Source organism: Schumannella sp. GW821-FHT10F01 (assembly GCF_058809295.1).
On sequence record NZ_JBXASM010000006.1, the window covers coordinates 148,055 to 174,359 of the forward strand.

The window sequence follows — 26,305 nt, forward strand, 5'->3', positions numbered from 1 at the left end:
GGCTCCCGGGTGCCGCGTGCCGGGTACCGGGTGCCGAGTGCCGAGTGCCGGTCATCCCGGATCCCGCCGCTCGGTCCAGAGCGCGATCCGGCCGCCGCCGCGATCCGCGACGAGAACCAGACCGTCGCGATCGCTCCGCGCCACGCGGGTGCCGGCATCCGCGAGCATGCCCAGGGCCGACGCGGTCGGATGGCCGTAGTCGTTGTCGGCGCCGACGCCGATCAGCCCGACGGACGCGCCGATCGCGGTGTAGAGCCGCGGATCCTGATCGGCCGAGCCGTGGTGGGCGACCTTGACGACGTCGTAGCGGCCGAGTCGCGCCGACCCGAGCAGCCGAGCCTGCGACTCGCGCCCGAGGTCGCCGAGGAGCAGCCCGGCGAGGCAGCCGGTGCCGTCGCGGCAGCCCGGACCGGGCTCGACCGACAGCGTGACGCTGGCCGGGTTGCCCGGCTCAACGCCGCGCGGCGGCGGCCAGAGCACCGTCCAGACGAGCAGGCCGAGCGTGCCCGTCAGCCCCGCGACCCCGGCATCGACCCGCGCGCCGCCGCGGCGGACCCGCTCCGCGACCCGGTCGTCGTCCGTGCCGCTGCTCGGGCCGATGAGCGCACGGTCGACGCGGCCGACGACCGCGTCGACCCCGCCCACGTGGTCGAGGTCGTAGTGGGTCAGCACGAGCAGGTCGATCCGCTCGATGCCGAGCGCGCGCAGGCAGACGGCGAGCAGCGCCGGGTCGGGGCCGGTGTCGACGAGCGCGATCTCGCCCGCGCTGCGGATCACCGTCGCGTCGCCCTGGCCGATGTCGCAGAGCGCGTACTGCCAGTCCCCCGGGCGTCCAGCCGCGGTCGCCACGGCCGAGCCCGCCGCGCCGCCCGCCCAGCCGGCCAGCACGAGGAGGATTACGGCGCCGGATGCCGTGCGGAGCCGCCGCCGCCGCGCGAGCACGGCGACGAGCGCCGCCGCGGTGAGAGCGGAGAGCAGGAGCGCTCCGCCCGCGCCCGACAGCCACGGGAGCTGCGCCGCCGGCAGCGACGAGGCGGCACGGGCGACGGCGCCGATCCACGCGGACGGCAGCCACGCCACCGCCGCGAGCACCCCGCCCGCCGGCGGGCTCACGCCGCCGACGACGCAGGCGAGCAGCCCGAGCACGGTCGCGATCGGCGCCGCGGGCTCGGCGAGCAGGTTCGCCGGAACGCCGTACAGCGGCACGACCGGCGCGAGCAGCAGCAGGACGGGCTGACAGGCGAGCTGCGCCGCGACCGGCACGGAGATCGCGAGCGCGAGCCAGGGCGGCAGCACCCGCTCGAGCCGCATCGCCAGCGGACGCGCGAGCAGCAGGAGCCCGCCGGTCGCGAGCACCGAGAGCGCGAAGCCGTAGTCCCGAGCGAGCGCGGGATCCGCGATCAGGAGCACGATGACGGCCGTCGAGAGCAGCGGCACGCCGCGCACCGGCCGGCCGAGCGCGGTCGCGACGAGCACGAGCGCCGCCATGGCCGCGGCGCGGAGCACGCTCGGCTGCGGAGTCACGAGCACGACGAACGCGCCGAGCACGACGAGCGCCGCACCGATCCGCACCAGCCGCGGCGCGCCGAGCAGCGCGAGCCCGCCGGCGGCCAGGGCCACCACCACGGCGCAGTTCGCACCGGACACCGCGGTCAGGTGGGTGAGGCTCGCGCCCTTCATCGCCGTCGCGAGGGGCTCGTCCACCCGACTCGTGTCGCCGACCGCGAGTCCGGGCAGCAGGCGCCCGCCGTCCCCGGGCAGCCGCTCGGACGCGACGACGAGCCGGGCACGGAGCTCGGCGGTCGCCGCGAGCAGCGGTGGCGGACGGCCGGCGACGTCGGGCGATCCGCGGGCGAACACGAGGAACGCGACGTCGTCGCCGGGCTCGGTCGCGCGGAGCGTGCCGCGCAGCCGCAGCGGCGTGCCCGGCGCCGTCGAGGCGGGCAGCGGCGCGAACAGCAGCGCCGGCGACTCCCCGCGCCACTCCGCATCGACCGTGCCGACGCCGTGCAGCACCAGCTCGACCCGGCCGTCCACCGGCGGGGCGGCCGTCGTCGCCTCGATCTCCACGGCTCGCCCCGACGCGGACGCCTCGGCGAGCAGCGGCGGACGGACGGCGCGCTCGTGCGCGGCCGCCACCGTGAGGCCGAGCGCACCGGCGGCGAGCGCGGTCGCGATCAGCGGCGCGGCGGCCACCAGCGGTATCGCGGCGATCGGCGGCACGACGTCGATCGGCCGCGCGGATCGTCCCGGTCTCCGACGTCCCGCCGGCCCATTCCTGCCTCCGGGACCGGCCCGCCGGCGCGCCAGGATCGCGAGTGCCGCCGCCGCGCCCGCCGCGACCCAGGCGAGGAGGATCGGCAGCCGCGGATCCGCGACGGCCGAGCCGAGTCCGGTCGCGAGCCAGATCGCGGCCGCGGGCGGGAGCAGCCGGAGGTCGGCCGGGCGCGGCGTCACACGGTCACCAGCGGCGCGAGCTGCTCGAAGGTCTTGTCGCCGATCCCGCTCACGGCGCGGAGGTCCTCGACGGACGCGAAGCGCCCGTTCTGCTCGCGCCAGGCGAGGATGCGCTGGGCGAGCGCGGGACCGACGCGCGGCAGGGTCTCGAGCGCGGCCTGATCCGCCGAGTTGAGGTTCACCTTGGCGGAGCCCGGCCCGCCGGCGGCGCCGCCCGTCCCTCCGCCGCCGGTGCCGCTCCCGGCCGCCACGGGTGGCGGCTCCCCCACGGCGGGCACCACGAGCTGCTCGCCGTCCGACAGCGGACGGGCGAGGTTCACCGCGGCCGGATCCGCCTCGGGGGTGAGCCCGCCGGCGGCCGCCACGGCGTCGATCACGCGTGCTCCGGGTGCCAGGCGATAGAGGCCCGGGGCTCGGACGCGCCCGACCACATGCACGTAGAGCGCGGCGCCGGCCGCCTGGGGCGGGTCGCCCGACGCGCCGCCGGACGCACGCCCGGACCCGGACGCCCGCGCCGGTCCGGACGGCGCGGGCGTGGCGGAGGCGGACCCGTCCGGCTCGACGACCGCGGTCGCCCCGGACGGCCCGAGCAGCGCCGCGACCACGGCCGCACCGAGGGCGACCAGGACGAGCAGCACGGCAGCACCCGCGGCGATCCGGAGCCGCGCTCTCCCCGGATCGGGGGCGAGCGGATCGGTCACCCTCCGACGCTAGGAAGGCGCGTCGGGCCCGCGCGGGCTCGGGTGCGGATCCGGGGATGGGTGCTCGTGGCGGGCCGCTGGGGAGGAGCGGATGCGGCTCGCGCCGCGGCGGCGGGGGCTTCGATACGCGCCCCAGGGGGCGCTACTCAGCCATCGGGCTCGGCGCCCTCGGCGGCGCTGCCCAGCCACCGGGCTCGGCGCCCTCGGCGGCGCAGCTCAGCCATCGGGCTCGGCGCCTTCGGCGACACTGCTCAGCCATCGGGCTCGGCGCCCTCGGCGCCGCTACTCAGCAATCGAGTTCGGGCCGGCATCCGGCGCTCAGCGCACCGTCGCGATGCTCACCACCCGCGGGGCGCGGACGATCACGTTCGCGATCTCCTTGCCGCTGAGCGCCCGCTGCACGCCCGCGGAGCTCCGGGCCAGCTTCTCCAGCTCGTCCGAGGAGATGTTCGGCGAGACGGTCAGGCGGTCGCGCACCTTGCCGTCGACCTGCACGACGCAGACCGTCGACTCCTCGACGAGCAGCGTCGGGTCGGCCTTGCGCAGCCCGGCGAATGCGACGTCGCTCTCGTAGCCGAGGCGCTGCCACATGTCCGCGGCCGTGTAGGGCGCGAACAGGCTCAGCAGCACCGCGACGACCTCGGCGGCCTCGCGCACGGCGGGGTCGCCGGCGCCCGGACCGGCGTCGATCGTCTTGCGGATGACGTTGACGAGCTCCATGAGGCGCGCGACGACGACGTTGAACTTGAACGCCTCGATGAGGCCGGGCGCCTCGGAGAGCAGGCGGTGCGTCGCGCGCCGCAGCACCGCGTCCCCGCCCTTCCACTCGACGTCGGGCGACGAGGTGACCTCGCCGGAGACGCGCCAGGCGCGGGCCAGGAACTTCGCGGAGCCGGCCGGCGACACGTCCGCCCAGTCGATGTCGTCCTCCGGCGGCCCGGCGAAGGCCATCGTGAGGCGCACCGCGTCGACGCCGTGCTCGTCGAGCTGCTCGGCCAGGCTCACGATGTTGCCGCGGCTCTTCGACATCGCCGAGCCGTTCATGCCCACCATGCCCTGGTTCAGCAGCGCGCTGAACGGCTCGGTGAACGAGACGTAGCCGAGGTCGAAGAGCACCTTCGTGATGAAGCGCGCGTACAGCAGGTGCAGGATCGCGTGCGTGACACCGCCGACGTACTGGTCGACCGGCGCCCACTTCTCGGCCTCGGCCGGGTCGAAGGCGCGATCCGGGTCCTGCGGGTTGAGGAAGCGCAGGAAGTACCACGACGAGTCGACGAACGTGTCCATCGTGTCGGGGTCGCGCAGGGCCGGCGAGCCGTCGCGCGGATCCGCGACCTCCACCCAGTCGGTCGCCGCGGCGAGCGGCGACTTGCCCTTCGGCTGCAGGTCGAGGCCGTCGGTCGGCGGCAGGACGACCGGCAGCTGGTCCTCGGGAACGGGGATCAGCTCGCCGTCGGCGCCGTGGATGATCGGGATGGGCGTGCCCCAGTAGCGCTGGCGGGAGATCAGCCAGTCGCGCAGGCGGTAGGTCTTCGCCGCGCGGCCCGCGCCGGACTCCTCGAGCAGCTGGATGACGCGGCGGATCGCGTTCGACTTCGACAGCCCGTCCAGCGGGCCGGAGTTGATCATCCGGCCGTCGCCGCTCAGCGCCTGCCCCGTCGAGGCGGGGTCGAGCTGCGGGATGTCGCCGGCCTCGAGCATCTCCTCGGTGATGACCGGGATGGCGCCGGTGACGGGCGCGTTCGTGTCCACGACGACCTTGACCGGCAGGCCGAACTTCACCGCGAAGTCGAGGTCGCGCTGGTCGTGCGCCGGCACGGCCATGACCGCGCCGTGGCCGTAGTCCGCCAGCACGTAGTCGGCGGCCCAGATGGGCAGCCGCTCGCCGTTCACCGGGTTGATCGCGAACCGGTTCAGCGGCACGCCGGTCTTCTCGCGGGTCGCGTCCTGCCGGTCGATCTCGCTCGTCTTCTGGGTGGTCTCCAGGTAGTCCTGGAACGCCATCCGGGTCTCGGCGTCCGTCCCGGCGACCAGCTCGGCGGCCAGGTCGGAGTCGGGCGCGATCACCATGAAGGTCGCGCCGAACAGCGTGTCCGGTCGGGTCGTGAAGACCGGCACGCGGCCCTCCCGGCCCTCCACCTCGAACTCGACCTCGGCGCCGGTGGAGCGGCCGATCCAGTTGCGCTGCATGGCCAGCACCTTCGAGGGCCAGCTGCCCTCCAGCTGGTTCAGGTCGTCGAGCAGCCGGTCGGCGTAGTCGGTGATCTTGAAGTACCACTGGGTCAGCTGCTTCTTCGTCACGACGTTGTCGCAGCGCTCGCAGCGGCCGTCGACGACCTGCTCGTTGGCCAGCACGGTCTGGTCGAACGGGCACCAGTTGACCCAGCTGGCCTTCCGGTACGCGAGGCCCTTCTCGTGCATCTTCAGGAACAGCCACTGGTTCCACTTGTAGTAGTCCGGGTCGCTGGTGTGCAGCACGCGGTCCCAGTCGAAGCTGGCCGCGTAGCGCTTCATCGAGTGCTTCTGCTGCTCGATGTTCGCGTAGGTCCACTCGCGCGGGTCGACCCCGCGCTTGATCGCGGCGTTCTCGGCGGGCAGGCCGAACGAGTCCCAGCCGATCGGATGGAGCACGTTGAAGCCCTGCTGGCGCCAGTAGCGCGCGATCACGTCGCCGAGCGCGTACGCCTCCGCGTGGCCCATGTGCAGGTCGCCGGACGGGTACGGGAACATGTCGAGCACGTACTTGCGCGGGCGCTTGTCGGACGGGTCGGAGGTCGAGAACGGGCGCGTCGCCTCCCAGGTGGCGAGCCACCTGTCCTGGATGCTGGCGATGTCGTACTCGGTGCTCTGATCGCGGTCCTGCAGGGTCACGGAACTCTCATTCATGCGGGGGACGGACGCCGCGGCGCGGAGATCCGGCATCCAGCGTAGCCAACGCGCGGAGGCCCTCCCGCGTTCCCGGTGACCCGGCAGGCTCAGTCGCGGCGGGCCCGGGCGCCGAGCGCGGCGAGCAGCGGCGCCGCCTTGATCGCGGTCTCCTCGAGCTCCGCCTCGGGATCGGAGAGGGCGGTGATGCCGCCGCCGGTGCCGATGACGGCCCGCCCGCCGGCCAGCACGATCGTGCGGATCGTCATGGCGAGATCGACGGACCCGTCGACGCCGAGGTAGCCGAAGGCGCCGGCGTACGGGCCCCGCGCGCGGTCCTCGAGGCCGTCGAGGATCTCGGTCGCGCGCCGCTTCGGCGCGCCCGTCATCGACCCCGCCGGGAAGCACGCGGCGACCGCGTCAACCGGGTCGGCGTCGGCGCGGAGCCGTCCGCGCACGGTGCTGACGAGCTGGTGCACCTGCGCGTAGCTCTCCACCTCGAGCAGGCTCGACACCTCCACCGTCGCCGGGTCGCAGACCCGCGACAGGTCGTTGCGCATGAGGTCGACGATCATGACGTTCTCGGCGCGCTCCTTGTCGCTCGCCAGCAGCTCGGCCGCGAGCGCCGCGTCGGAGGCCGGGTCGTCGCCGCGCCGCCGGGTGCCCTTGATCGGGCTGGTGGACACCGTGCCGTCGGCGCCGATGCCGAGGAACCGCTCCGGCGAGGCGCTGACGAGCGCGACGCCGCCGATCCGCAGCAGCGCGCCGTGGTGGCTCGGGCTCGCCGAGCGCACGCGCAGGTACAGATCGAGCGGATCCGGGTCGGCCGCCACTTCGATCTCGGTCGTGAGGCAGAGCTGGTACGCCTCGCCGTCGCGGATGGCGCGGCGGCAGGCGTCGATCATCGCGAGGTAGCGGGCGCTGTCGTCGCGCCAGCGCCCCCGGGTCGGGGCGGGCGCCCGCGGCGCCGGGAACGCGGACCGCATCGCCTCGTCGAGCTCCGCGGCGACGCGGGCGCGCCACTCGCCGAGCTCGCCGGTCCAGTCGTCCTCGTCGGAACCGGACTCGTCGGAGTCGGCCCCGTCGGAGCCGGCCCCGTCGCGGTCCGGCGCGAGCGCCACGAGCTCGGCCTCCCCCGTCGTCCCGTCGATCAGCACCGCGCGCTCGACGGCGAGGAACGCGGCATCCGGCAGCGCGGAGGCGTGCCGCACGTCGGCCCCGGTGGTCTCGCCGCGGAGCTCGTAGCCGAGCCAGCCGACGAGACCCGGCGCGAACGCCGGCTCGGACGACCGCGCCGCGCCGTCGTCCGCCGACGTGCGCTCCCCCGGATCCGCCGCGCCGAGCCGGGCGAGCTCCTCGCGCAGCGCCGGCAGCACGGGCGACGACAGGACGACCCGGCGCCCGGTCGCGAGCACGCTGAGCCCCGCATCGCCGCTGTCGAGCCACACGGCGTCGTCCCAGCGGGCCATCAGCGATCTCGCGGCGCGCACGGGCTCGAATCCGCCTCCGAGCCGATGCCGCAGGATCCGCCGCCCCATACGCTGAATCCTATGGATGCCGCCGCCGTCTCCCGCTGGCAGGGCGGCGCGCTCGTGCCGCTCGACGACTGCGAGACGTCGCCCGAGCGCACCCTCGCCGCCGACTCGTGGCTCGTGCGCGACGGCGCCGTGCGAGCACTCGACCTGCACCGGCGGCGCTTCGCGGACGCGCTGCCCGACGACGCCGTCGACCACGACCCCGCCGCGTTCTGGCGGTCCGCGGTTGCCGCGCTGCCCCGGGAGGGCGACTGGTTCCCCCGGGTCGAGGCCGTGCGCCGCGCCGGCGGCGGCCTCGAGCTGCGGTTGCGGGTGCGCCCCGCGCCCGAGCTGCGCGCCGGCATCCGCGTGGTCACGTGGGACGGCGACGACCCGCGCATCGCGCCGCGCACGAAGGGCCCCGACCTGGAGGCGATGACCCGCCTGCGCACACTCGCCCAGGGCGCCGGCGCGGACGAGTCGGTGCTGCTCGATGCGGACGGCGCCGTCGCCGAGGGCTCCACCACGTGCCTGGTGTGGTGGCGCGGCGACGCGCTCTGCCTGCCGGCCGACGACATCGCGCGCATCGACAGCGTCACCGTCCGCAGCGTGCTCGCCCTCGCGGCGGCGCTCGGCGTCGACGTGCTGCGCGAGCGCGCCGCCCCCGCCGAGCTCGAGGGACTCGAGGTCTGGGCGCTCAACGCGCTGCACGGCATCCGCATCGTCGCGGAGTGGGTCGACGGGCCGTCGACCGCGGAGGAGCCCGGACGGCGAGCGACGTGGCAGGCGCGGCTCGACGCGCTCCGCCGACCGCTGCCCGCGCCCGACGCCGTCCCCTCGGAGCTCTGAATGGACCAGCTCCCGTGAATGAGATCCTCGACTGGATCCTCGGGCTCGTGCAGTCCGTGGATCCCTGGCTGCGGATCGTGCTGTCCGGCGTGGCCATGTTCTGCGAGACCTCGGTGCTGCTCGGCCTCGTCGTGCCGGGCGACACGATCGTGCTCGTCTCGAGCACGGCGACCGTGGGGCCGGTCGAGTACGCCGCGCTGCTCGCAGCCGTGGTGATCGGCTCGCTCGGCGGCGAGTCGGTCGGCTTCGCGCTCGGCCGGTACTTCGGCCCGCGCATCCGGCACTCCCGGCTCGGGCGCCGCCTCGGCGAGCACAACTGGGCGCGAGCGGAGCGCTACCTGCGGCGGCGCGGCGGCATGGCCGTGTTCGCGTCGCGGTTCCTGCCGGTGCTGCACTCGCTCATCCCCCTCACCGTCGGGATGAGCGGCATGCCGTTCCGCCGGTTCCTGCGGTGGACGATCCCCGCCTGCCTGATCTGGGCCGCCGGCTACGTGACCGTCGGCTGGCTCGCCGCTGACAGCTACCGCCAGCTCGCAGGGGAGCTGAAGTGGGCCGGCTGGGTGTTCGCGGGCGTGCTCGTGCTGTTCTGGGTCGTCGTGCTGCTCGTGAAGCGGGCGATCGAGCGCGCCGAGGCCCGGCACATGCACGAGGATACGGCGGACGCCCCGGCGCCGGACCCGGACGCCCCCGGCGCGGATGCCCCGGACGCGGGAGAGCCCCCGACCGCCTGAGCGGCCGAGGGCTCCCGTGCTGCGGAGCGGACGGGCTCAGTCGAGCCCGGCCTCCTTCAGCCAGTCCTTCGCGACGGTCTCGGGCGAGGCCTTCTCGTCGCCCGACATCCGCTTGTTCCACTTCTGGAGGTCCTCGGTGGTCAGCTTCGCGGAGACCGCGTTGAGGATGTCGTCCAGGTCGGAGGTCGACTTCTTCGCGGACACGATCGGCACGATCTGCTGCGACGCGAAGAGGTTCTTCGGGTCCTTCAGCGTGACGAGGTCGTTCTCACTGATCGACGGGGTCGTCGAGTAGATGTCGGCCACCTGCACGGTGCCGTCGAGCAGCGCCTTCAGCGTCGCCGGACCGCCGGAGTCGTTGATGGCCTGGAACTGGAGATTGTTCAGCCCGTAGACCGACTGCAGGCCCTTGATGCCGTCGGGGCGGGAGTTGAACTCCGGGTTCGCGGCGATCGAGACGCTGGACAGCTTGGACAGGTCCTCGATCGAGGTGACGCCGTTCGTCTCGGAGAAGTCCTTCGTCACGTTGAGCGAGTCGGCGTCGGCGGCCTCGGAGAAGTCGAGCGCCTTGAGGTCGGAGCCCAGGGCGGTCTTCAGCTCGGAGGCGACGTCGTCGGACGACTTGCCGGTGGCCTTCTCGTCGAGGTACACGAGGATGCTGCCGGCGTACTCGGGGACGAGGTCGATCTCGCCCTTCTGCAGGGCCGCGATGTAGGCCGCGCGCGCGCCGATGTTCAGCTTGTACGTGACCTTGTAGCCCTTCGCCTCGAGAGCCTGGCCATAGGCCTCGGCGAGCGCCTTGCTCTCGTCGAAGTTGGCCGAGCCGATGGTGACGGTCTTGGCGTCGCTGCTGCCGCCGCTGCCGCTGCCGCCGAGCGAGTCGCTGGAGGCGCAGCCGGCGAGGGCGACAGCAGCTCCGGCGGCGAGGGCGAGTGCTGTGAACGCCCGTCGGGAGATGCGGTTCATGAGGGTGTCCCTTCTTGGATGGGGGTTCCTGGCGTCGCGGACGGGGAGGTCCGGACGCGAGGTCTGCGGGCGGCCTGGGCGCGCGGAACGCCGCGCGGAGCCGCCAGGAACTGGACGAGGGCGAGGATGCCTTCGAGGAGCAGCGCGATCGCGGTGACGAGCAGCGCGCCCGCGAGCACCTGATCGAACCGGTTCGACGCGATGCCGTCGATGAGGTAGCGGCCGAGGCCGCCGTACGCGAACGTCGAGGCGACGGTGGTGGTGGCGAAGACCTGCAGCACCGACGAGCGCAGGCCGCCGATGACGAGCGGGGCGGCGAGCGGCCACTCGACCCGGGCCACGATCTGGCCCTCCGTCATGCCCATGGCGCGCGCGGCGTCGATCGTGGTGCGGTCGACGGCGCCGACGCCCGCGTAGGTGCCGGCCAGCATCGGCGGGATGCCGAGGATGACGAGCACGATCAGCGCCGGGATGATGCCCTGCACGAAGCCGATGCCCATGAGCAGGATGAAGATCGAGAGCAGGCCGAGGGTCGGCAGCGCGCGGGCGATGTTGCTGATCAGCACCGCGACGGTCGCGCCCTTGCCGGTGTGCCCGATCACGAAGCCGATCGGCACCGCGATGAGCACGATCACGACCATCGCGATCGCCGTCGGGATGAGCGACTCGACGATGCGCTGGAGGATGCCGGACGATCCGCCCCAGTTGGCGCCGTCGAACAGGAAGGCCAGGGCCTGCGCGAAGATCATGCGGACACCTCCGTGCGGCGGGGACGGCGGGTCGCGCGGCCGCGGCTCCACGGCGTCAGCAGGCGGCCGATGCCGTTGATGACCAGGTCGAAGACCGCGGCGAGCAGCAGCACGATGACGATGCCGACGGCGGCCTCGAAGAAGAACGAGCGCTGGAACGCCTCGGTGAAGAGGTTGCCGAGCGTGTCGATGCCGACGATGACGCCGACCGTGGCGAGGCTCACGGTGCTGACGGAGACGACACGGAGGCTGGCGAACAGCACCGGCAGCGCGAGCGGCAGCTCGACGGCGAAGAAGCGCTGGCCGCGCGAGAAGCCGACGGCCTCCGCGGACTGCACGACGTCCGCGGACACGGAGGCGAACGCATCCGTCGCGGAGCGCACCATGAGCGCGAGCCCGTACACGGTCAGGGCGATGACGAGGTTCGTCGGGTCGAGGATCGGCAGGCCGAGGATCGACGGCACGAGCACGAGCAGCGCGAGGCCCGGGATCGTGTAGGCGATGTCGCCGAGCGTGAGCAGGATGCCGCGGGCGATGCGCGAGCGGCTGGCCGCGTAGCCGAGCGGGATGGCCAGGACGAAGCTGACGACGATCGGGATGACGCTGAGCACGACATGCGCCCAGGTCAGCTCGCCGATCGTCGGGAGGTTCGACCACAGCCACTGCATCAGGCGTCTCCCGCCTGGTCCGTCTTGTTCGAGACGCTGCGCGACTTCGGCGTGGCGTCGGTGGTGGCCAGACGTCCGCCCGGCGCGGAGAGCAGGCCGGCCGGGTAGCCGCCGGCGTCGACGAGCAGCAGGTCGTCGCCGTCCGGGGTGGCCGTCGAGCTCACGGCGAGGCGGCGCTTGCCGCGGTCGGCGCCGATGAACGAGCCGACGAAGTCGGTGGCCGGGTTGGCGAGGATCTCCGCCGGGGTGCCCTGCTGCACGATGTGGCCGCCGCGCTCGAGGATGACCACCTGGTCGCCGAGCAGGAACGCCTCGTCGATGTCGTGCGTGACGAACACGATGGTCTTGTCGAGCTCGCGCTGGAGCCGCAGCACCTCGCGCTGCAGCTCGTCGCGCACGATCGGGTCGACGGCGCCGAACGGCTCGTCCATGAGGAGCACGTTCGGGTCGGTCGCGAGACCGCGGGCGACGCCGACGCGCTGCTGCTGCCCGCCGGAGAGCTGCGACGGATAGCGCTCCGCCATCGCCCGGTCGAGCCCCACGACGTCCATGAGCTCGAGCGCCCGCGCACGGGCCTCGGCCTTCGGCGTGCCGCTGAGCACGGGCACGGTCGCGATGTTGTCCACGACCTTGCGGTGCGGCAGCAGCCCGGAGTTCTGCATGACGTAGCCGATCGAGCGGCGCAGCTTCACGGGCTCGACCGACGCGACGTCGACGCCGTCGATCTCGATCGTGCCGGACGACGGGTCGACCATCCGGTTGATCATGCGCATGAGCGTGGTCTTGCCGGAGCCGCTGGAGCCCACGAGCACGGTGACCGCGCGCGCCGGGATCTGCAGCGAGAAGCCCTCGACGGCGTGCGTGCCGTCGGGGAAGGTCTTCGAGACGTCGCGGAACTCGATCATCGGGGCCTTCCATGAAGTAGCCGACAGGTCTTGTGGGGGTGCCGGAGCGCCGGCCCTCGTGCGAGCACGACGGCCGACCAGCAGTCAAGCACTATCCCCAGCCGCCGACATCGGCCGCGTAACAAGGTGTCAGGTTCCGCACAGACGACGACGCCCGCCGTCCGGGAGGACGGCGGGCGTCGGATGCCGTGGCGGCGCCGGATCGGGCGCAGCCGGGTCAGGCGAAGTGCGGGGCGACGAGCGCCTGCATGACCTCGCGGCTCTTCTCGAGGTAGCCGCGATCGCCGCCGGCGTCGCGCGAGAACGCTCGGGCCAGGAGGGCGTCGGAGGCCTCGAAGGCGGCCTGGAAGGCGAGGCGGGCATCCGGGCCGTCGGCCACCTGGAAGCGCTCGACGAGGGCGTCGAACATCCGGTCGGCCAGCACGCTGTTCACGGGCTCGCCCTCGGCCGGACGCAGGTCGATCACGTCGCCGAGGCGGAGCGAGGCGAAGCCGGGCTCGGAGCGGAACGCCTCGGTGATGGTCTCGAAGACCTCGGCGAGCGCGCCGGTCCACGTGGTGGCCTCGGTGCCGACGATCGTCTGCACGGCCTGGTCGCCCACGCGCTCGAAGTTGCGGGCCGCGAGGCTCTGCAGCACGGCGATGCGGTCGGGGAAGTAGCGGTAGACGGTGCCGATCGAGGCACCCGCGCGCTCGGCGACCATCGCGGTCGTGAGGCGCTCGTAGCCGATCTCGTCGATGACCTGCGCGGCGGCGTCGAGCAGGGCCGCGAGACGGGCCGTGCTGCGGGCCTGCACGGGCTCGTTGCGGATGAGCGCGGCAGCGCCGCGGGGGGACATGATCTGGGTGTCTGACATGGGGGGCTCCTCAACCTGATCCGAAGTCGAGTCTAGCCCGATAATCCCTCGGAAAGTGGAGTCAGCGCCTCATGACACACTGAGAACATGCACAGCGCCGCCTCTGCGGATCGGCGGCCGGGAGCGACTCCGCACCTCGCCGCACGGCTCGAGGACTCGCTGCACGGGTGGCGCGAACGACGCGGTCGCCGCCGCGGCGGCGTCGAGACCGTGATCCCCTTCGCCGGCTACGGCGGCGACGGCTGGATCCGGGTGCTCTGCCGGGTCGTGCTGCAGAAGCCGGGCGCGCGCACGCCGAACCCGCTCGAGGGCCTCCGCGGCTGGCGCAGCTTCACCAGCGTGCCGGTCAGCGAGGCGCGGATCGTCGTCGAGGCAGGGGGGACGCGCACCGAGGTGCGGGCCGACCGCGGCGGGGTCGTCGACGAGCGGATCCCGGCCTCCCTCGAGCCCGGATGGCAGGCCATCCGGCTCCACGCCGAGGGCAGGGAGCCGGTCGAGACCCGCGTGTTCGTGGTCGCCGAGGGCGCCGGCTTCGGCATCGTGTCCGACATCGACGACACCGTCATGGTGACGGCGCTCCCGCGACCGCTGCTGGCCGCGTGGAACACCTTCGTGCTCGACGAGCACGCCCGCCAGCCGGTGCCCGGGATGGCCGTGCTCTACGACCGGCTGAGCCGGGCGCACCCCGGAGCGCCGGTCGTCTACCTCTCGACCGGCGCCTGGAACGTGGCGCCGGTGCTGACGCGGTTCCTCAGCCGGAACCTGTACCCGGCCGGTCCGCTGCTGCTGACCGACTGGGGACCGACCCACGACCGGCTGTTCCGGAGCGGACCGGAGCACAAGCGCACGAGCCTTGCTCGCCTCGCGGCGGATTTCCCCGGCATCCGGTGGCTGCTGGTCGGCGACGACGGCCAGCACGACCCCGACCTCTACGGCGAGTTCTCGAGGGAGCACCCGGACCGGGTCGCCGGGATCGCGATCCGCAACCTCACCCCGAGCCAGGCGGTGCTCGCGGGCGGCCGCAGCACCGAGGGCACCGGGTCGCCGGCGCCCGTCGTCTCCGCATCCGACGGCGCGGGCCTCGCCGACAAGCTGGCCGAGATCGACCTGCTCTGAAGGCACGTCCCGAGGGGAGCCTGGGAAAGCGTGCAGGCACGCCGGGACGCCTTGACCGTGTCGGGGGCCGTTGCTACCGTCGAACCACCTCCGAGTCCCCCATTCGGAGGACACGGGAGCGCTCCCCCGACCGCTCCCGCGTGCTGACCCCTTCACCCGAGAGGATCAGCCGGCTCCTCCGCCGTGCTGCACCGTGCCCGAACACGTCATCGCCCCCACTGCCCCGGACGCGCTCCCCCCAGCGCGCGGGGCTCTCGAGCGTCCGGCGGTCGGAGCACGGCACACGCCGTGGGGAGCGACCGGCTCGCGCCGGGCGGCCTCGCCGCGCGTGCGCGAGCGCTAGGACTCCTCTCCCCGGCCGGCGGATCCCCCCGTCCGCCGCCGGGGAGATGGAGGCCCGCGACCAGGCCGATCGTCCGGCCGGCTCCCGCGTCGCAGGTCCGCGCCATACTGGCGCCATGGCGAGCAGGGACACCTCCGCGGCACGTCGACGTCTCGGGGCGCTCCGCCTCGCGGCCCAGTCGATCGCCGAGCCCGCCGCCGACCCGTCGGCCGCCGCCCGCCGGATGCTCGCCGTGCAGGGCCAGGACCTGCCCGGCGCGCTGTGGTCGATCGGACTCCGCTCGGGGGCGCCGAGGGCCGCGGTCGAGGCCGAGCTCGCGGACGGCGACCTGGTGCGCTCGTGGCCGATGCGCGGCACGCTGCACGTGATCGCCCGCGACGACCTCGGCTGGCTCCTCGAGCTCACCGGCGAGCGGGCCGTCGCCGGCTGGGCCGGGCGGCGACGCCAGCTCGAGCTGGTCGACGACGACCTGGCCCGCGCGGCCGCGGTGTGCCGGGAGCGGCTCGCCGGCACGACACTCGAGCGCCGCGAACTGCTCGACGCGATCGCCGGATCCGGCGTCTCGATCGCCGGCCAGCGCGGCGCGAACCTGCTCGTCTGGCTCGCGCAGACGGGCGTCGTGCTGATCCGCGACGGCAGCCGGTTCGCGCTCGCCGATGAGCACCTCCCGGAGCCGCGCGGGCTCGACCGCCCCGCGGCGCTCGCCGAACTCGGCCGGCGCTACCTGGCCGGCCACGGCCCGGCCACCGTCCACGACCTCGCCTGGTGGGCGGGCATCACGGTCGCCGACGCGAAGACCGCCGTCGCAGGCGCCCGGGACGAGCTGGACGAGCTCGTGCTCGACGGCACGACCTACTATCTGCCGCTCGGAGCGGGCGCAGCGGGCGACGGCCCGTCCGCGGCCGGGTCCGGGGCGGCGAGGTCCGGCGCGGCCGAAGCCGCTGCGTCCGGCGTGCACGCCCTGCCGGGGTTCGACGAGTACGTGCTCGGCTACACCGACCGCGCGGTCGCGCTCGGCGACTCGCCCCTCGACCGGGTCGTGCCGGGCTCGAACGGGATGTTCCTGCCGACGATCGTGATCGACGGCGCGATCGCCGCCACCTGGCGCCGCGACACCCGCGGCCGCCGCACCCGGGTGGCGCTGGAGGCGTGGCAGCGCATCCCGGTCAGGCGGATGCCCGCCGTACGCCGGGCGCTGCAGGGCTGGGCGTCGTTCGCCGGCCAGGAGCTCGAGCTCGTCGAGGGCTGAGCCCGGCGCCGCGATCGGCCCACGGGCGTCCAGACCGCGATCAGCCGCCGGTCCGCGATCAGCGGGCCGGACCGGGATCAGCGGTCGGGCAGCCAGGTCAGCGCGCCGAACTCCTCGACGGCGAGGCCGAGCGCGTCGAGGTCCTCCGCGGCGCGGCGGCGCAGCTCGGGCAGCTCGACGCCCTCGCGGGAGAGCAGGTCGACCCCCGCCGGCGTGACGAGCGAGCGCTCGAAGCGGATCGCGAGCACGTCGTCATCGAGTCCGCTGACCACCCAGCGGCTCGACAGCAGCCCGAGCGCGCCGGCCCCGCGCCAGACGAAGTGCGCCGCGTCGCCCTCGCCGCGCAGCCGGTCGCGGCCGACGATGGCGCGGGCGCCGCGCCGCTCGTCGTCGTACTCGACGCGGTCGGTGAGCACGAGCGGCTGCTCCGAGACGAGTCCGTACTCGAAGACGGGGTGACGGCGGTCGCCCCGGATCCACATCGGGAAGTTCGTGGCGCGGAGCGTCCAGCGTCCGGGCAGCTGCCCGGCCAGGACGTCCGCCGGCGGAGTCGGCGTCATCGCGGCCACGGTAGCGCGACGCGGCCGTGAGTCCGCCGAGGCGCGGCGGGCGCGGGGCTAGCCTGACGCCATGTCCCGGCTCCTCGACCTCCTGCGGTCGACGCATCCGGGCCCGACGCTGGCCGTCACCGTGCTCGCCGTGCTGCTCGCCGCTGGCGCCCGGGCGTCCGCGGGGTCGATCGTGCTCGTCGGCGTCGCCGTGCTCGCGAACCAGCTCTCCGTCGGCCTCGCGAACGATGTGCTCGACGCGGGCCGCGACCGGGCCTCGGGACGCACGGACAAGCCGATCGCCGCCGGCCGCCTGCCGGAGCGGCCCATGCTCGGTCTGGCGATCGCGCTCGCCGTCGGCTCCCTGGTGCCGGCCGCGCTGCTCGGCCCGGCGGTGCTGATCGCGGCGGCCGTGTTCCTCACGGCCGGATGGTCGTACGATCTCGTGCTCAAGCACACCCCGCTGTCGCCGGTGCCCTACCTGGTCGGCTTCGGCTCGCTGCCCTGGATCGCGGCCGAGGCGGGCCGCGTACCGCACGCGCCGGCCTGGTGGGCCGTGGCCGCCGCTGCCCTGCTCGGCGCCGCCGGGCATCTCGCGAACGTGCTGCCGGACCTCGAGGAGGACCGGCGCGCCGGCGTCTCCGGACTCCCCCAGCGCCTCGGCCGCACCGGCTCCGTCGTGCTGTGCCTCGCGCTGCTGGCGGGCGCGGCCGTCGTGCTCTGGGTCGGCCTCGGCGGCTGGGCGGGCGTGGCCGTCGCGGTCGGCGGGCTCTCGCTGACCGCCGTCGCCGGCGTGCTCGCCGCCCGCGGCGGGGGCCGCGGCGTCTTCCGCGCGGTGATCGCGGCGGCGCTCGCCGACGCGGTCGCGCTCGCCCTCGCCGGACCGGGCGGCTCGTGAACCGATCCGGCCTCCGTACCGTTCTTCCAGATGGAGGTGGAGATGCCCGCGGATGACGCGACGGCACTGCGCGCGCTGCACGACGCGCACGCGGCCGTGCTCTGGCGGTTCGTCGTTCGTCTCACCGGCGACCGCGCCGGCGCCGACGACGTCGTGCAGGAGACGCTGCTGCGCGCCTGGCGCAGCCCCGGCATCCTCGACCAGGAGGTCGACTCGACCCGGTCGTGGCTGTTCCGCGTCGCCAGGAACCTCGTGATCGACGAGTTCCGCAGCGCCCGCAACCGGCACGAGCTGACCACCGAGGAGCTGCCGGACTCGGGCACCGCCGATCGCGTCGACCAGGTCTTCGAGGCCATGCTGGTCGAGCAGGCGCTCGCCGCGCTGAGCCTCGAGCACCGCTCCGTGATCGTGCACGCGTACTACGGCGGCCGCAGCGTCGCCGAGACGGCGCGCGAGCTCGACATCCCGGAGGGGACCGTGAAGTCGCGGCTGCACTACGGCCTGCGCGCGCTCCGGCTCGCGCTGCAGGAGAGGGGGGTGACCCGATGACCGGGACGGACCACGACCGCTACGCGGACTGGGACGCGGCGTACGTGCTGGGCTCCCTCGCACCGGCGGACCGCCGCGAGTACGAGGCGCACCTGGAGAGCTGCGACCGCTGCCGCCGCGCCGTCGCCGACCTCGCGCCGATGCCGGGCCTGCTCGGCCGCATCGACGACGCGGCCGGACTCGCCCTGCTCGAGCCGGAGGACCCCGAGGACGGGCCGCGCGTGGACCTCGTCGACCGCGTGCGCGCCGCGGACCGGGTCCGCCGCCGCCGGCGCCGGGTCCGCGCCGCCGTGGTGCTCGCCGCGGCGGCCGCGATCGTCGTCGCCGTGGCGGTGCCGATCGGCGCGCTCCGGCCCGCTCCGGCGCCGACGCAGACGGTGGCGCTGAGCGGCGACGCCGGGGGGCCGCTGACGGCGAGCGTGACCGTGACGGAGCGCGGCTGGGGCACCCAGCTCGACGTCGACTGCGCCTACCGATCGGGCGCCGGCGACGGCACCTGGTCGTACGAGCTCGCCGTGACGGCGGACGACGGCACCTCGAGCACGGTGTCGAGCTGGACCGCGCGGAGCGGCCGCGAGGTGCGCCTGACCGGCGCGACCTCGGTGCCGTACGGCAGCATCCGCTCGATCGAGATCCGCACGCTGCCCGAGGGCCGGGCCGTGCTGCACACCGACTTCGCCGGCTGACCGGCCATCTGAACCGGTCGCGCGCCGGTGTCGTTCTCCCGACGACCGCCCCTTCCCTCCTGCGGTCTCGATGAAGGAGTCGACACCATGAAGCGCACGCTCGTCCTCGCCACCGCGGCCTTCGCCGCGGCACTCGCCCTCGGCGGCTGCGCCGCCACGCCCTCCTCGTCCTCGTCGTCCTCCGACGACGCGAAGGACGCCTCCCCGAGCCCGACGGTCGCCGCCGCGGAGCTCGCCACCGCCGACTCGTCGCTCGGCACGATCGTCGTCGACACGGACGGCCGGTCGGTGTACGTGTTCGACAAGGACACCGCCGGGGCCGCCGCGAGCGCCTGCACCGGCCAGTGCGCGGCCGCGTGGCCCGCGGTCGAGACCGACTCCGACTCGCCCGCCGTCGACGGCGTCTCCGGCCGGATCGGCACGATCGCGGCGCCCGACGGCCGCAAGCAGATCACGCTGAACGGGCTGCCGCTCTACTACTTCGCCCAGGACTCCGCCGCGGGCGACGTGAAGGGCCAGGGCGTGAACAGCGTCTGGTGGGCGCTCGACGCCTCCGGCGCGAAGGTGACGACGGCCGCGGCCGCCTCCAGCACCGGCTACTGAGCGGCCCGCGCCTCCGCGGCCCCCGCCGGCTCCCGGCGGGGGTTGCGGATGCCGGCCCACGACACCAGGCCGCCCGCCGCCAGCAGGATCGCGGTGACGATCATGCCGCGGTGGAGGCCGCCGAGGTCGAGCCGGCCGCCGATGAGCACGCCGACGAGGGCGATCATGACGAGCCCCGCGACGCGCGACACCGCGTTGTTCACGGCGGAGGCGATGCCGGAGTGCTCGGACTCGATCGCCCCGAGGATGGCGGAGGTCAGCGGCGAGACCGTGAGGCTGAGGCCGAAGCCGAACACCAGGGTCGCCGGCAGCACCTGCCACCACCAGTCGAAGTCGGGGGCGATGAGCAGGTAGCCGAGCGCGCCGACGGCCATGATGATCGGCCCGGCCGTCATGAACAGCCGCGGCCCCCAGCGGCCCGCCAGCGTGCCGATCCGCGAGCTCAGCGCGACCATGATCACGGTCGCCGGCAGCTGGCTCAGCCCGGCGAGCGTCGCCGGCAGCCCGGCGCCCTGCTGCAGGTACACGCCGAGCAGGAAGCCGTTGAGCGAGAGAGCGCCGTAGATGAACGCGGTCGCGATGTTGCCCGCCGAGAAGTTGCGCACCCGGAACAGCGACAGCGGCATCATCGGATGCGCCGCGCGCGACTGGTGCACGAGGAACCCGGCGAGCGCGGCGAGGCCGAGCACGAACGGGATCCAGATGCGCGGCGACCCCCAGCCGTAGTTCCCCTGCTCGATGAGCGCGAACACGGCGGCGCCGAGGCCGGCGGTGCAGAGCACGGCGCCGATCCAGTCGATGCTCGCGTCCGGCGCGCGATGGTCGCGGTGCCCGAGCACGACCAGCAGCACGAGCACAGCCCCGATCGGCAGCACGTTGATCACGAACGCCCAGCGCCACGACAGCAGGTCGACGAACAGCCCGCCGACGAGCGGGCCGGCGATCATGGCGCCGGTCGTGGCCGCCGTCCAGATGCCGATCGCCCGGGCCTGAGCCGGTCCGGTGAAGTTCGAGGTGATGAGGGCCAGCGAGCTCGGCACGAGCAGCGCGCCGGCGACGCCCTGCACCGCGCGGGCCGCGATGAGCACCTCCGGCGAGGGCGCGAGGGCGACGGCGAGCGAGGCGATGCCGAAGCCGATGAGCCCGATGCGGAGCACGAGGATGCGCCCGAACGCGTCGCTGACGCTGCCGGCGACGAGGATCAGCGCGCCGAGCGTGATGAGGTAGGCGTCGACCGTCCACTGCTGGGTGGAGAGGCCGCCGCCGAGCTCGCGCTGGATGGCCGGCAGCGCGACGTTCACGACCGTGCCGTCGAGGAACGACACGAACGAGCCCAGCACCGCGATCAGGAGCACGAGGCGCTGGTCGCGGGTCACGTCGTCACGCTAGTCCTCGCGGGGTTCCCCGCGCCGGTCGTCGTCGCGGCCCACCTCGGCGACGACCGCGTCGACCCCGCGAGGATGCGAGATCGGGGCGAAGTGCCCTCCGACCCGCACCATGATGTTGCGCGCGCCCGGCAGGCGCGAGCCCTCCGGGATGTGCGGGTCGATGGCCGGGTAGATGCTCGTGATGCGCGCGTTCACGTCGAGCTCGTCGGCGAGCGCGCGGATGAGCAGGTCGCGCGGCCGGAACGCGCGCAGCGCCGGCACCGGGGCGACCCTCGCGAGCCGCGACCCGGAGAACGGCGTCGCCACCGCGATCATCCGGGTGATCCGCTGCTCGGTGTCGTCGATGGCGAGCAGGTGCTTGCCGATGAGGCCGCCCTTGCTGTGCGCAACGACGACGACGTCGCGGAGGTCTCGGCGCACCACCTCGGCCCAGACGGCCGCTGCGGTGTCGCGGATCGGGCGGCGGTTGATGCCGAGCTCGGGCAGCGCGACGATCGGATGCCCCGCCGCCGACAGCCGGTCGGCGATCGGCTTGAGGTAGTGCCACGACTCGTACACGCCCGGCAGCAGCAGCACCGGCGCCTTCGCGCCGAGGGCGTAGCCGGCCGGCACGCCCGGATCGCGGAGGGTGGAGAACCGCATCCGGAGCGCCCACGGGTAGTCCGCCACGAAGAAGCGTGCCGCGCGCCCGAATCTCACGGCGATCCCTCTCGATGATCGGTGCGGGCCCAGCGGCGTCGATCGGCCGCCGGGTCCCAGCTCTCCTCCTCGATCCGCCCCTCGATCGCGAAGCGCACGAGGTGGGCGGCGATCCGCACCGGATCGGTGTGCATGATCACGTGCGGTCCGTGCACCCGCAGATAGCGCAGCGACCCGCCCAGCTCCGCCAGCTTCCGACCCCAGGCGTTCGGCACGATCGTGTCGCGGTCGCCGCAGACGATGAGCACGTCGGCCTTCAGCGCCGGGAGCAGGTCCTCCGGGGTGTCCGCGAGCAGGTGCGTCGTCTGCTTGAGCAGGTAGCGCGGCCCGGTGCGCAGGAAGTAGTCGGTGAAGGCGATGCCGAAGACGCTGGGCGGCTCGCGGAACGCGTCGGCGAGCAGGCGCGCTGCGGCCGGGAGGAAGGTGCGCCACTCGGGCTGCAGCACCGGGGCCATGAGCGCGATCCGCTTCGCGACGTCCGGATGCTCGGAGGCGAGCCGGATGATGATGTTCGACCCCATCGAGTGGCCGACGAGCACCGGCGGTCCGGCCTGCGGCCAGCGCTCCGCGACCTCGGCCACGACGCCGGCGAGTGCGTTCGCGTGGTCGCCGATGCTCACGTCGCGGCGCGGATCCGGCGCCGCGCCGTAGCCGGGCAGGTCGACCGTGAAGACCCGGCCGGTGCGGGCGAGCTCGGCGGCGAGGGGCTGGTAGTACCGCGAGGACACGCCGAGGCCGTGCACGAGGATGAAGACGGGGGCGGTGTCGTCGTCGATCACGGCATCGCGTGCCGGGAACCGCTTCACCACGACGGTGAGGTCCTGGTGCTCCTGCCGGCTCGTGAAGAAGGCCGCGCCGCGCACCTTCCGCACGCGGTAGAGGTCCTCGGCGGCCGCGCCGCGACGGCCCCGACGGACCCGTCGGATCCGTTCGCGCGCCATCCTCGGATTCTACGGTCCGCGCCGACCTAGGCTGGACCGGTGGACGCGGGAGTCAACTGGGCCGGCAACATCCGCTACTCGGCGCGCGAGCTGCACCGCCCTGCCTCGGTGGAGGCGCTGCGCCGGATCGTCGCGGGCAGCCGCGGCCTCCGCGCACTCGGCAGCCGGCACAGCTTCAGCGGCATCGCCGACACGAGCGGCGACCTCGTCGAGACCATCTCGCTGCCGCGCCGCCTCGACATCGACTCGGATGCCGCCGCCGCGACCGTCAGCGCGGGCACCCGCTACGGCGAGCTCGCGCCGGAGCTCGACCGCGCCGGCTGGGCGATCTCGAACATGGGATCGCTGCCCCACATCACCGTGGGCGGCGCGATCGCGACCGGCACCCACGGCTCGAGCGACGTGACCGGCACGCTGTCCGGCCAGGTGCGCGCGCTCGAGATCGTGACGGCCGACGGCGAGCTCGAGACGATCTCCCGCGGCGACGACGGCTTCGACGGGGCGGTCGTGAGCCTCGGCGCCCTCGGCGTCGTCACCGCCGTGACGCTCGACCTCCTGCCGCGGTTCACGATGCGGCAGGACATCTACGCCTCGCTGTCGTGGGGCACGCTGCTCGAGCACCTCGACGAGATCACGGCGAGCGCGTACTCCGTCGCCCTGCACACGCGGTTCGTCGGCGACACGTTCGGCTCCGCCTGGCTCAAGGCGATCGGCGAGCTGCCGCCGGAGCTGTTCGGCGCCCGTCCGGTCGTGCCCGAGGAGGTGCTCGAGGAGGCGCTCGACGCCGGCACCCGCAAGGGCGGTGTCGAGGGGCCCTGGCACGAGCGGCTGCCGCACTTCAAGCTCGGCTTCACGCCGAGCCACGGCGACGAGCTGCAGAGCGAGTACTTCGTGCCCCGGACGACCGCGGCCGAGGCGCTCGAGGCCCTCCACCGCATCGGCGACCGGATCGAGCCGCACCTGCACGTGTCCGAGATCCGCACGGTCGCCGCCGAGGCGCTCTGGCTCAGCGGCAGCGAGGGCCGCGACGTGCTCTCGATCGGGTTCACCTGGCGCAACCACCCGCGCGAGGTCGAGGCCCTGCTGCCGGTCGTCGAGGACCTGCTGCTGCCGCTCGGGGCGCGCCCGCACTGGGGCAAGCGCTTCTTCACGCGGGAGCTCGACGGCCTCTACCCGCGCCTCGACGACTTCCGTGCGCTCGCGGACCGCTGGGACCCGCGCGGCAAGCTCCGCAACCGCTGGCTCGACCGGCGGATCTTCAGCTGAGGCCGCCGGCCGACGTCGGATCCCCGAGCCTGTCGAAGGGCGGGGCTTCGATACGCCCTCGTCCCTCGGGCTATTCAGCCGCCGGAGCACCCGCCGCGAGCAGCTCGCGCACCCGCGGGATGACGACCTCGCCGTAGAGCTCGATCGCCGTCATGAGCTGGGTGTGCGGCATCGCGCCGTTCGCGTACTTGAGATCGAACCGGTCGACGCCGAGCACCCGCACGGTGTCGGCGATGCGCCGCGCGACGGTGTCGGGCGAGCCGACGTACAGCGATCCGGTGTCCGCCTCGCGCTCGAAGTCGTCGCGGGTCATCGGGCCCCAGCCGCGCTCGGCGCCGATGCGGTCGCGGTTCGCCTTGAAGTGCGGGAACAGCAGCTCGCGCGCCTGCTCGTCCGTCTCCGCGACGAAGCCCGGCGAGTGCACGCCGATCGGCAGCCGGTCGATGCCGAGCTGATCGGTCGCGCGCCGGAACAGGTCGGCGTACGGGCCGAAGCGCCGCGGCTCGCCGCCGATGATCGCGAGCATGAGCGGCAGGCCGTGCCGGGCGGCGCGCACGACGGACTCGGGGCTGCCGCCGACGCCGATCCACGCGCGCAGCCGGCCGGACTCGGTCTTCGGGTAGACGTGCTGGTCGACGAGCGGGGCGCGCAGCGCGCCGCTCCAGGTGATCGGGCCCTCGTCGAGCAGTTGCGTGAGCAGGTCGAGCTTCTCCTCGAAGAGCTCCTCGTAGCGTGCGAGGTCGAGGCCGAACAGCGGGAACGACTCGGTGAACGAGCCGCGCCCGAGCGTCATCTCCGCGCGGCCGGACGAGACGGCGTCGAGCGTCGAGAAGCGCTCGAACACCCGCACCGGCTCGTCGCTCGAGAGCACGGTGACCGCCGTGCCGAGCAGGATTCGCTCCGTGCGCCCGGCGGCCGCGGCCAGCACGATCTCCGGAGCGGACACGGCGAAGTCGTCGCGGTGGTGCTCGCCGATCCCGATCGCGTCGATGCCGACCCGGTCGGCGAGCACCGCCTGATCGACGACGTGGCGGATCACCGTCGCGGCGTGCTCGGGCACGCCCTCCGCGTCGACCGTGAGGTCTCCGAAGGTGTCGATGCCGAATGCGACCGTCATGTGCTGCTCCGTCCTATATGTCTATGCGAATGCATCGACTTGAACACGGCGGGCGGGGATCGCATTCCGGGTCCGGTACAACGGTAGCCATGCCCTTCGTCGACGCCGCCGGTGCGCCCCTGACCCGCGTCGCGCTGGAGTACCGCGGCGGGGTGCGATTCCAGGTGGCCGAGTCGTTCGCCTGGATCGACCCGATCGACGGCGAGCGCCATGTGGTGCCGGCCCACGACCTCGCACGGCCGGCGTCGGACCCGGGCAACAGCACCGACCTCGCCTCCGTGCCGCCGTTCCTCTGGGGGCTCGTCGCCGGCACCGGGCGCCAGACGCTGCCCGCGATCCTCCACGACTCGGAGTCGGCCGCCATCGACCGGGCTCCGGCAGCAGACCGGCTGCGGCTCCGGGACGGGGCGGACGACGCCTTCCGCCGGGCGCTCGTCGACGTCGGCCTCCCGGGCGCCCGCGCGACGGTCATGTGGTGCGCCGTCCGGGTGCAGGCGCACTGGCGGCACGCGCGCCCCCTCGGCGTGCTGCTCGTCATCCAGCTCGTGCTCTCGGTGGCCGCGGTGGCGGCGGGCATCGCGCTCGCCGCGCTCGGGCAGCCGCTGTGGCTCCTGCTGCTCGCGGCGCCGACCGCCGCCGCGGCCCTCTGGGGACGACGCGTTCGCTTCGTGCTGCCCGCCGCGTATCTGGCCGCGCTGTATTCGCCCCTCATCGGGGCCGCCGCGATCGCGTCCGGCTCCGAATACCTCGTGGCCTGGCTGCTCTTCGCGGTCGGCGGAGGTCGTGGCGACGCGCCCACGCCGGGGCCGACCCTCCGTGGCGGGTGAACATCCGCGAGCACGGCGGAGAACGAGTGCACGATAGGGGATGATGAGTCGAATGACACGGTCGCCTGCCGAGAACCCGGAGCGCGCCACCTCCTCGAACGGAAGCGGATCTGTGCCCGGCGATCTCAACATCGGCAGCTACAACCTCTGGAAGAACACCGCGGCGCACGAGCTCGAGGCGCTCGCGGTCGATCACGACCTCGACGTGCTCTGCCTGCAGGAGTGCGACACCGCGCGGCTGCCGGACCGCATCGCGCACCTCGCGCGCACCACCTCGACGGAGAAGAACCGCCTCGGCCTCGCGATCTACCACCGCGACGACGCGTACGAGGCGCTCGACACCGCCACGTTCACGCTGCCGAAGTCGTTCCACGACCACCTCATGTCGCCCGGCCAGGACCGCCTGCTCGCGGTGCGGCTCCGCGACCGGTCCGACGGCAGCGAGCTCGTCGCCGCGTCGTTCCACGCCGCGCCGCTCACGACCGTGAACGCCGCCCGACGCCGCCAGATCAAGCTGTCGCACGGCTTCCTCGCCCAGTGGGCGCCGGAGCTGCCGATGCTCATGGTCGGCGACTACAACTACCCGTGGTTCCGCGGCGGCCTCATGAAGCACATGGACGCCTCCGGTCACGCCATCACGTTCAGCGACTCGCACACCTACCGCCGCTACCGCTACATCCGCGGCCACTTCGACTTCGTCACGAGCCTGATGATGTCGATCCAGTCGGTCGCGACGCTGCCGAAGGGCGCGAGCGACCACTTCCCGATCCTCGTCCGCGCGAGCATCGCGGCCGTCTGAGACCGGTCGTCGGCG

At 74.0% G+C, this 26,305-nt stretch carries 25 protein-coding genes; 11 read left to right on the forward strand and 14 right to left on the reverse strand.

Annotated features, from left to right (window positions below):
* Positions 1–51 precede the first annotated feature (51 nt).
* The 4 genes from AC1RSJ_RS09110 to AC1RSJ_RS09125 form a co-directional block, all read right to left on the reverse strand.
* Positions 52–2,457: a ComEC/Rec2 family competence protein gene (locus AC1RSJ_RS09110; RefSeq protein WP_493118044.1), complete on the reverse strand. Its 2,406-nt coding sequence runs from the start codon at positions 2,455–2,457 to the stop codon at positions 52–54.
* Entirely contained in the window at positions 2,454–3,158 is a 705-nt protein-coding gene (locus AC1RSJ_RS09115) for a helix-hairpin-helix domain-containing protein (protein WP_493118045.1), read from the reverse strand. The genes AC1RSJ_RS09110 and AC1RSJ_RS09115 overlap by 4 nt, the downstream gene beginning before the upstream one ends.
* 318 nt (positions 3,159–3,476) lie before the next feature.
* Positions 3,477–6,044, reverse strand: a complete 2,568-nt coding sequence (leuS, locus tag AC1RSJ_RS09120) for a leucine--tRNA ligase (RefSeq protein WP_493118046.1) — start codon at positions 6,042–6,044, stop codon at positions 3,477–3,479.
* 89 nt (positions 6,045–6,133) lie between these two features.
* The gene (locus AC1RSJ_RS09125; RefSeq protein ID WP_493118047.1) at positions 6,134–7,513 is read right to left on the reverse strand and encodes an anthranilate synthase component I family protein; all 1,380 of its coding nucleotides are present in this window, start codon (positions 7,511–7,513) and stop codon (positions 6,134–6,136) included.
* A gap of 60 nt (positions 7,514–7,573) precedes the next feature.
* Here AC1RSJ_RS09125 and AC1RSJ_RS09130 point away from each other — a divergent pair, with 60 nt between their 5' ends.
* Both AC1RSJ_RS09130 and AC1RSJ_RS09135 read left to right on the forward strand, forming a co-directional pair.
* Positions 7,574–8,386 carry an aminotransferase class IV gene (locus AC1RSJ_RS09130; protein ID WP_493118048.1) on the forward strand — a complete coding sequence of 271 codons (813 nt, stop codon included), beginning with the start codon at positions 7,574–7,576 and terminating at the stop codon, positions 8,384–8,386.
* A 14-nt stretch (positions 8,387–8,400) separates the two neighbouring features.
* Positions 8,401–9,117 (forward strand): DedA family protein, encoded by a 717-nt coding sequence (locus tag AC1RSJ_RS09135; RefSeq protein ID WP_493118049.1) that lies wholly within the window; start codon positions 8,401–8,403, stop codon positions 9,115–9,117.
* A 36-nt stretch (positions 9,118–9,153) separates the two neighbouring features.
* Here AC1RSJ_RS09135 and AC1RSJ_RS09140 read toward each other — a convergent pair whose 3' ends face one another.
* The 5 genes from AC1RSJ_RS09140 to AC1RSJ_RS09160 all read right to left on the reverse strand — a co-directional run bounded on the left by AC1RSJ_RS09140 (position 9,154) and on the right by AC1RSJ_RS09160 (position 13,261).
* Positions 9,154–10,083 carry an ABC transporter substrate-binding protein gene (locus tag AC1RSJ_RS09140; protein WP_493118050.1) on the reverse strand — a complete coding sequence of 310 codons (930 nt, stop codon included), beginning with the start codon at positions 10,081–10,083 and terminating at the stop codon, positions 9,154–9,156.
* On the reverse strand, positions 10,080–10,832 hold the full coding sequence (locus tag AC1RSJ_RS09145) for an ABC transporter permease (protein ID WP_493118051.1): 753 nt from the start codon (positions 10,830–10,832) through the stop codon (positions 10,080–10,082). The genes AC1RSJ_RS09140 and AC1RSJ_RS09145 overlap by 4 nt, the downstream gene beginning before the upstream one ends.
* Positions 10,829–11,500 carry an ABC transporter permease gene (locus tag AC1RSJ_RS09150; RefSeq protein ID WP_493118052.1) on the reverse strand — a complete coding sequence of 224 codons (672 nt, stop codon included), beginning with the start codon at positions 11,498–11,500 and terminating at the stop codon, positions 10,829–10,831. The genes AC1RSJ_RS09145 and AC1RSJ_RS09150 overlap by 4 nt, the downstream gene beginning before the upstream one ends.
* Positions 11,500–12,405 carry an ABC transporter ATP-binding protein gene (locus tag AC1RSJ_RS09155; RefSeq protein WP_493118053.1) on the reverse strand — a complete coding sequence of 302 codons (906 nt, stop codon included), beginning with the start codon at positions 12,403–12,405 and terminating at the stop codon, positions 11,500–11,502. Before AC1RSJ_RS09155 ends, AC1RSJ_RS09150 begins: the two co-directional genes overlap by 1 nt.
* Positions 12,406–12,622: 217 nt before the next feature.
* On the reverse strand, positions 12,623–13,261 hold the full coding sequence (locus AC1RSJ_RS09160; protein ID WP_493118054.1) for a TetR/AcrR family transcriptional regulator: 639 nt from the start codon (positions 13,259–13,261) through the stop codon (positions 12,623–12,625).
* Positions 13,262–13,348: 87 nt separating this feature from the next.
* On the opposite strand from AC1RSJ_RS09160, the gene AC1RSJ_RS09165 reads away from it, so the two are divergent.
* Positions 13,349–14,377 (forward strand): App1 family protein phosphatidate phosphatase, encoded by a 1,029-nt coding sequence (locus AC1RSJ_RS09165; RefSeq protein WP_493118055.1) that lies wholly within the window; start codon positions 13,349–13,351, stop codon positions 14,375–14,377.
* A 458-nt stretch (positions 14,378–14,835) separates the two neighbouring features.
* Positions 14,836–15,969: a winged helix DNA-binding domain-containing protein gene (locus AC1RSJ_RS09170; RefSeq protein WP_493118056.1), complete on the forward strand. Its 1,134-nt coding sequence runs from the start codon at positions 14,836–14,838 to the stop codon at positions 15,967–15,969.
* Positions 15,970–16,046: 77 nt separating this feature from the next.
* Here AC1RSJ_RS09170 and AC1RSJ_RS09175 read toward each other — a convergent pair whose 3' ends face one another.
* On the reverse strand, positions 16,047–16,529 hold the full coding sequence (locus AC1RSJ_RS09175; RefSeq protein ID WP_493118057.1) for a hypothetical protein: 483 nt from the start codon (positions 16,527–16,529) through the stop codon (positions 16,047–16,049).
* A 70-nt stretch (positions 16,530–16,599) separates the two neighbouring features.
* Here AC1RSJ_RS09175 and AC1RSJ_RS09180 point away from each other — a divergent pair, with 70 nt between their 5' ends.
* The 4 genes from AC1RSJ_RS09180 (at position 16,600) to AC1RSJ_RS09195 (ending at position 19,253) form a co-directional block, all read left to right on the forward strand.
* Positions 16,600–17,415, forward strand: a complete 816-nt coding sequence (locus AC1RSJ_RS09180) for a UbiA family prenyltransferase (protein ID WP_493118058.1) — start codon at positions 16,600–16,602, stop codon at positions 17,413–17,415.
* A 42-nt stretch (positions 17,416–17,457) separates the two neighbouring features.
* Positions 17,458–17,964, forward strand: a complete 507-nt coding sequence (locus AC1RSJ_RS09185; RefSeq protein ID WP_493118059.1) for a sigma-70 family RNA polymerase sigma factor — start codon at positions 17,458–17,460, stop codon at positions 17,962–17,964.
* Positions 17,961–18,650 (forward strand): zf-HC2 domain-containing protein, encoded by a 690-nt coding sequence (locus AC1RSJ_RS09190; protein ID WP_493118060.1) that lies wholly within the window; start codon positions 17,961–17,963, stop codon positions 18,648–18,650. The genes AC1RSJ_RS09185 and AC1RSJ_RS09190 overlap by 4 nt, the downstream gene beginning before the upstream one ends.
* 87 nt (positions 18,651–18,737) lie before the next feature.
* Entirely contained in the window at positions 18,738–19,253 is a 516-nt protein-coding gene (locus AC1RSJ_RS09195) for a COG4315 family predicted lipoprotein (protein ID WP_493118061.1), read from the forward strand.
* Here the strand turns inward: AC1RSJ_RS09195 and AC1RSJ_RS09200 are convergent.
* The 3 genes from AC1RSJ_RS09200 to AC1RSJ_RS09210 are packed head-to-tail and all read right to left on the reverse strand — an operon-like array spanning position 19,247 to position 22,281.
* The gene (locus AC1RSJ_RS09200; RefSeq protein WP_493118062.1) at positions 19,247–20,629 is read right to left on the reverse strand and encodes an MFS transporter; all 1,383 of its coding nucleotides are present in this window, start codon (positions 20,627–20,629) and stop codon (positions 19,247–19,249) included. The two genes, AC1RSJ_RS09195 and AC1RSJ_RS09200, sit on opposite strands and share 7 nt — an antisense overlap.
* 9 nt (positions 20,630–20,638) lie before the next feature.
* Complete coding sequence (locus AC1RSJ_RS09205; RefSeq protein ID WP_493118063.1) at positions 20,639–21,340, reverse strand: esterase/lipase family protein; 702 nt, start codon at positions 21,338–21,340, stop codon at positions 20,639–20,641.
* The gene (locus AC1RSJ_RS09210; RefSeq protein WP_493118064.1) at positions 21,337–22,281 is read right to left on the reverse strand and encodes an alpha/beta fold hydrolase; all 945 of its coding nucleotides are present in this window, start codon (positions 22,279–22,281) and stop codon (positions 21,337–21,339) included. Before AC1RSJ_RS09210 ends, AC1RSJ_RS09205 begins: the two co-directional genes overlap by 4 nt.
* Positions 22,282–22,320: 39 nt before the next feature.
* Between AC1RSJ_RS09210 and AC1RSJ_RS09215 the strand changes: the two genes are divergently transcribed.
* Positions 22,321–23,547, forward strand: a complete 1,227-nt coding sequence (locus AC1RSJ_RS09215) for an FAD-binding protein (protein ID WP_493118065.1) — start codon at positions 22,321–22,323, stop codon at positions 23,545–23,547.
* A 70-nt stretch (positions 23,548–23,617) separates the two neighbouring features.
* On the opposite strand, the gene AC1RSJ_RS09220 is transcribed toward AC1RSJ_RS09215, so the two are convergent.
* Entirely contained in the window at positions 23,618–24,664 is a 1,047-nt protein-coding gene (locus tag AC1RSJ_RS09220; RefSeq protein WP_493118066.1) for an LLM class flavin-dependent oxidoreductase, read from the reverse strand.
* A gap of 89 nt (positions 24,665–24,753) precedes the next feature.
* On the opposite strand from AC1RSJ_RS09220, the gene AC1RSJ_RS09225 reads away from it, so the two are divergent.
* Both AC1RSJ_RS09225 and AC1RSJ_RS09230 read left to right on the forward strand, forming a co-directional pair.
* Positions 24,754–25,491, forward strand: coding sequence for a DUF1353 domain-containing protein (locus AC1RSJ_RS09225; protein WP_493118067.1), 738 nt, complete (start codon positions 24,754–24,756; stop codon positions 25,489–25,491).
* Positions 25,492–25,543: 52 nt separating this feature from the next.
* The gene (locus tag AC1RSJ_RS09230) at positions 25,544–26,290 is read left to right on the forward strand and encodes an endonuclease/exonuclease/phosphatase family protein (protein WP_493118068.1); all 747 of its coding nucleotides are present in this window, start codon (positions 25,544–25,546) and stop codon (positions 26,288–26,290) included.
* Positions 26,291–26,305 lie beyond the last annotated feature (15 nt).

Excerpts from the sequence above, each read along its gene's own strand:
- AC1RSJ_RS09190 (WP_493118060.1), top strand. The coding sequence starts at position 17,961 with ATGACCGGGACGGACCACGACCGCTACGCGGACTGGGACGCGGCGTAC.
- AC1RSJ_RS09230 (WP_493118068.1), top strand. The coding sequence starts at position 25,544 with ATGACACGGTCGCCTGCCGAGAACCCGGAGCGCGCCACCTCCTCGAAC.
- AC1RSJ_RS09165 (WP_493118055.1), top strand. The coding sequence starts at position 13,349 with ATGCACAGCGCCGCCTCTGCGGATCGGCGGCCGGGAGCGACTCCGCAC.
- AC1RSJ_RS09185 (WP_493118059.1), top strand. The coding sequence starts at position 17,458 with ATGCCCGCGGATGACGCGACGGCACTGCGCGCGCTGCACGACGCGCAC.
- AC1RSJ_RS09150 (WP_493118052.1), bottom strand. The coding sequence starts at position 11,500 with ATGCAGTGGCTGTGGTCGAACCTCCCGACGATCGGCGAGCTGACCTGG.
- AC1RSJ_RS09175 (WP_493118057.1), bottom strand. The coding sequence starts at position 16,529 with ATGACGCCGACTCCGCCGGCGGACGTCCTGGCCGGGCAGCTGCCCGGA.
- AC1RSJ_RS09160 (WP_493118054.1), bottom strand. The coding sequence starts at position 13,261 with ATGTCAGACACCCAGATCATGTCCCCCCGCGGCGCTGCCGCGCTCATC.
- AC1RSJ_RS09145 (WP_493118051.1), bottom strand. The coding sequence starts at position 10,832 with ATGATCTTCGCGCAGGCCCTGGCCTTCCTGTTCGACGGCGCCAACTGG.
- AC1RSJ_RS09155 (WP_493118053.1), bottom strand. The coding sequence starts at position 12,405 with ATGATCGAGTTCCGCGACGTCTCGAAGACCTTCCCCGACGGCACGCAC.
- AC1RSJ_RS09225 (WP_493118067.1), top strand. The coding sequence starts at position 24,754 with ATGCCCTTCGTCGACGCCGCCGGTGCGCCCCTGACCCGCGTCGCGCTG.
- AC1RSJ_RS09140 (WP_493118050.1), bottom strand. The coding sequence starts at position 10,083 with ATGAACCGCATCTCCCGACGGGCGTTCACAGCACTCGCCCTCGCCGCC.
- leuS (WP_493118046.1), bottom strand. The coding sequence starts at position 6,044 with ATGAATGAGAGTTCCGTGACCCTGCAGGACCGCGATCAGAGCACCGAG.
- AC1RSJ_RS09180 (WP_493118058.1), top strand. The coding sequence starts at position 16,600 with ATGTCCCGGCTCCTCGACCTCCTGCGGTCGACGCATCCGGGCCCGACG.
- AC1RSJ_RS09210 (WP_493118064.1), bottom strand. The coding sequence starts at position 22,281 with ATGGCGCGCGAACGGATCCGACGGGTCCGTCGGGGCCGTCGCGGCGCG.
- AC1RSJ_RS09220 (WP_493118066.1), bottom strand. The coding sequence starts at position 24,664 with ATGACGGTCGCATTCGGCATCGACACCTTCGGAGACCTCACGGTCGAC.
- AC1RSJ_RS09195 (WP_493118061.1), top strand. The coding sequence starts at position 18,738 with ATGAAGCGCACGCTCGTCCTCGCCACCGCGGCCTTCGCCGCGGCACTC.
- AC1RSJ_RS09130 (WP_493118048.1), top strand. The coding sequence starts at position 7,574 with ATGGATGCCGCCGCCGTCTCCCGCTGGCAGGGCGGCGCGCTCGTGCCG.
- AC1RSJ_RS09170 (WP_493118056.1), top strand. The coding sequence starts at position 14,836 with ATGGCGAGCAGGGACACCTCCGCGGCACGTCGACGTCTCGGGGCGCTC.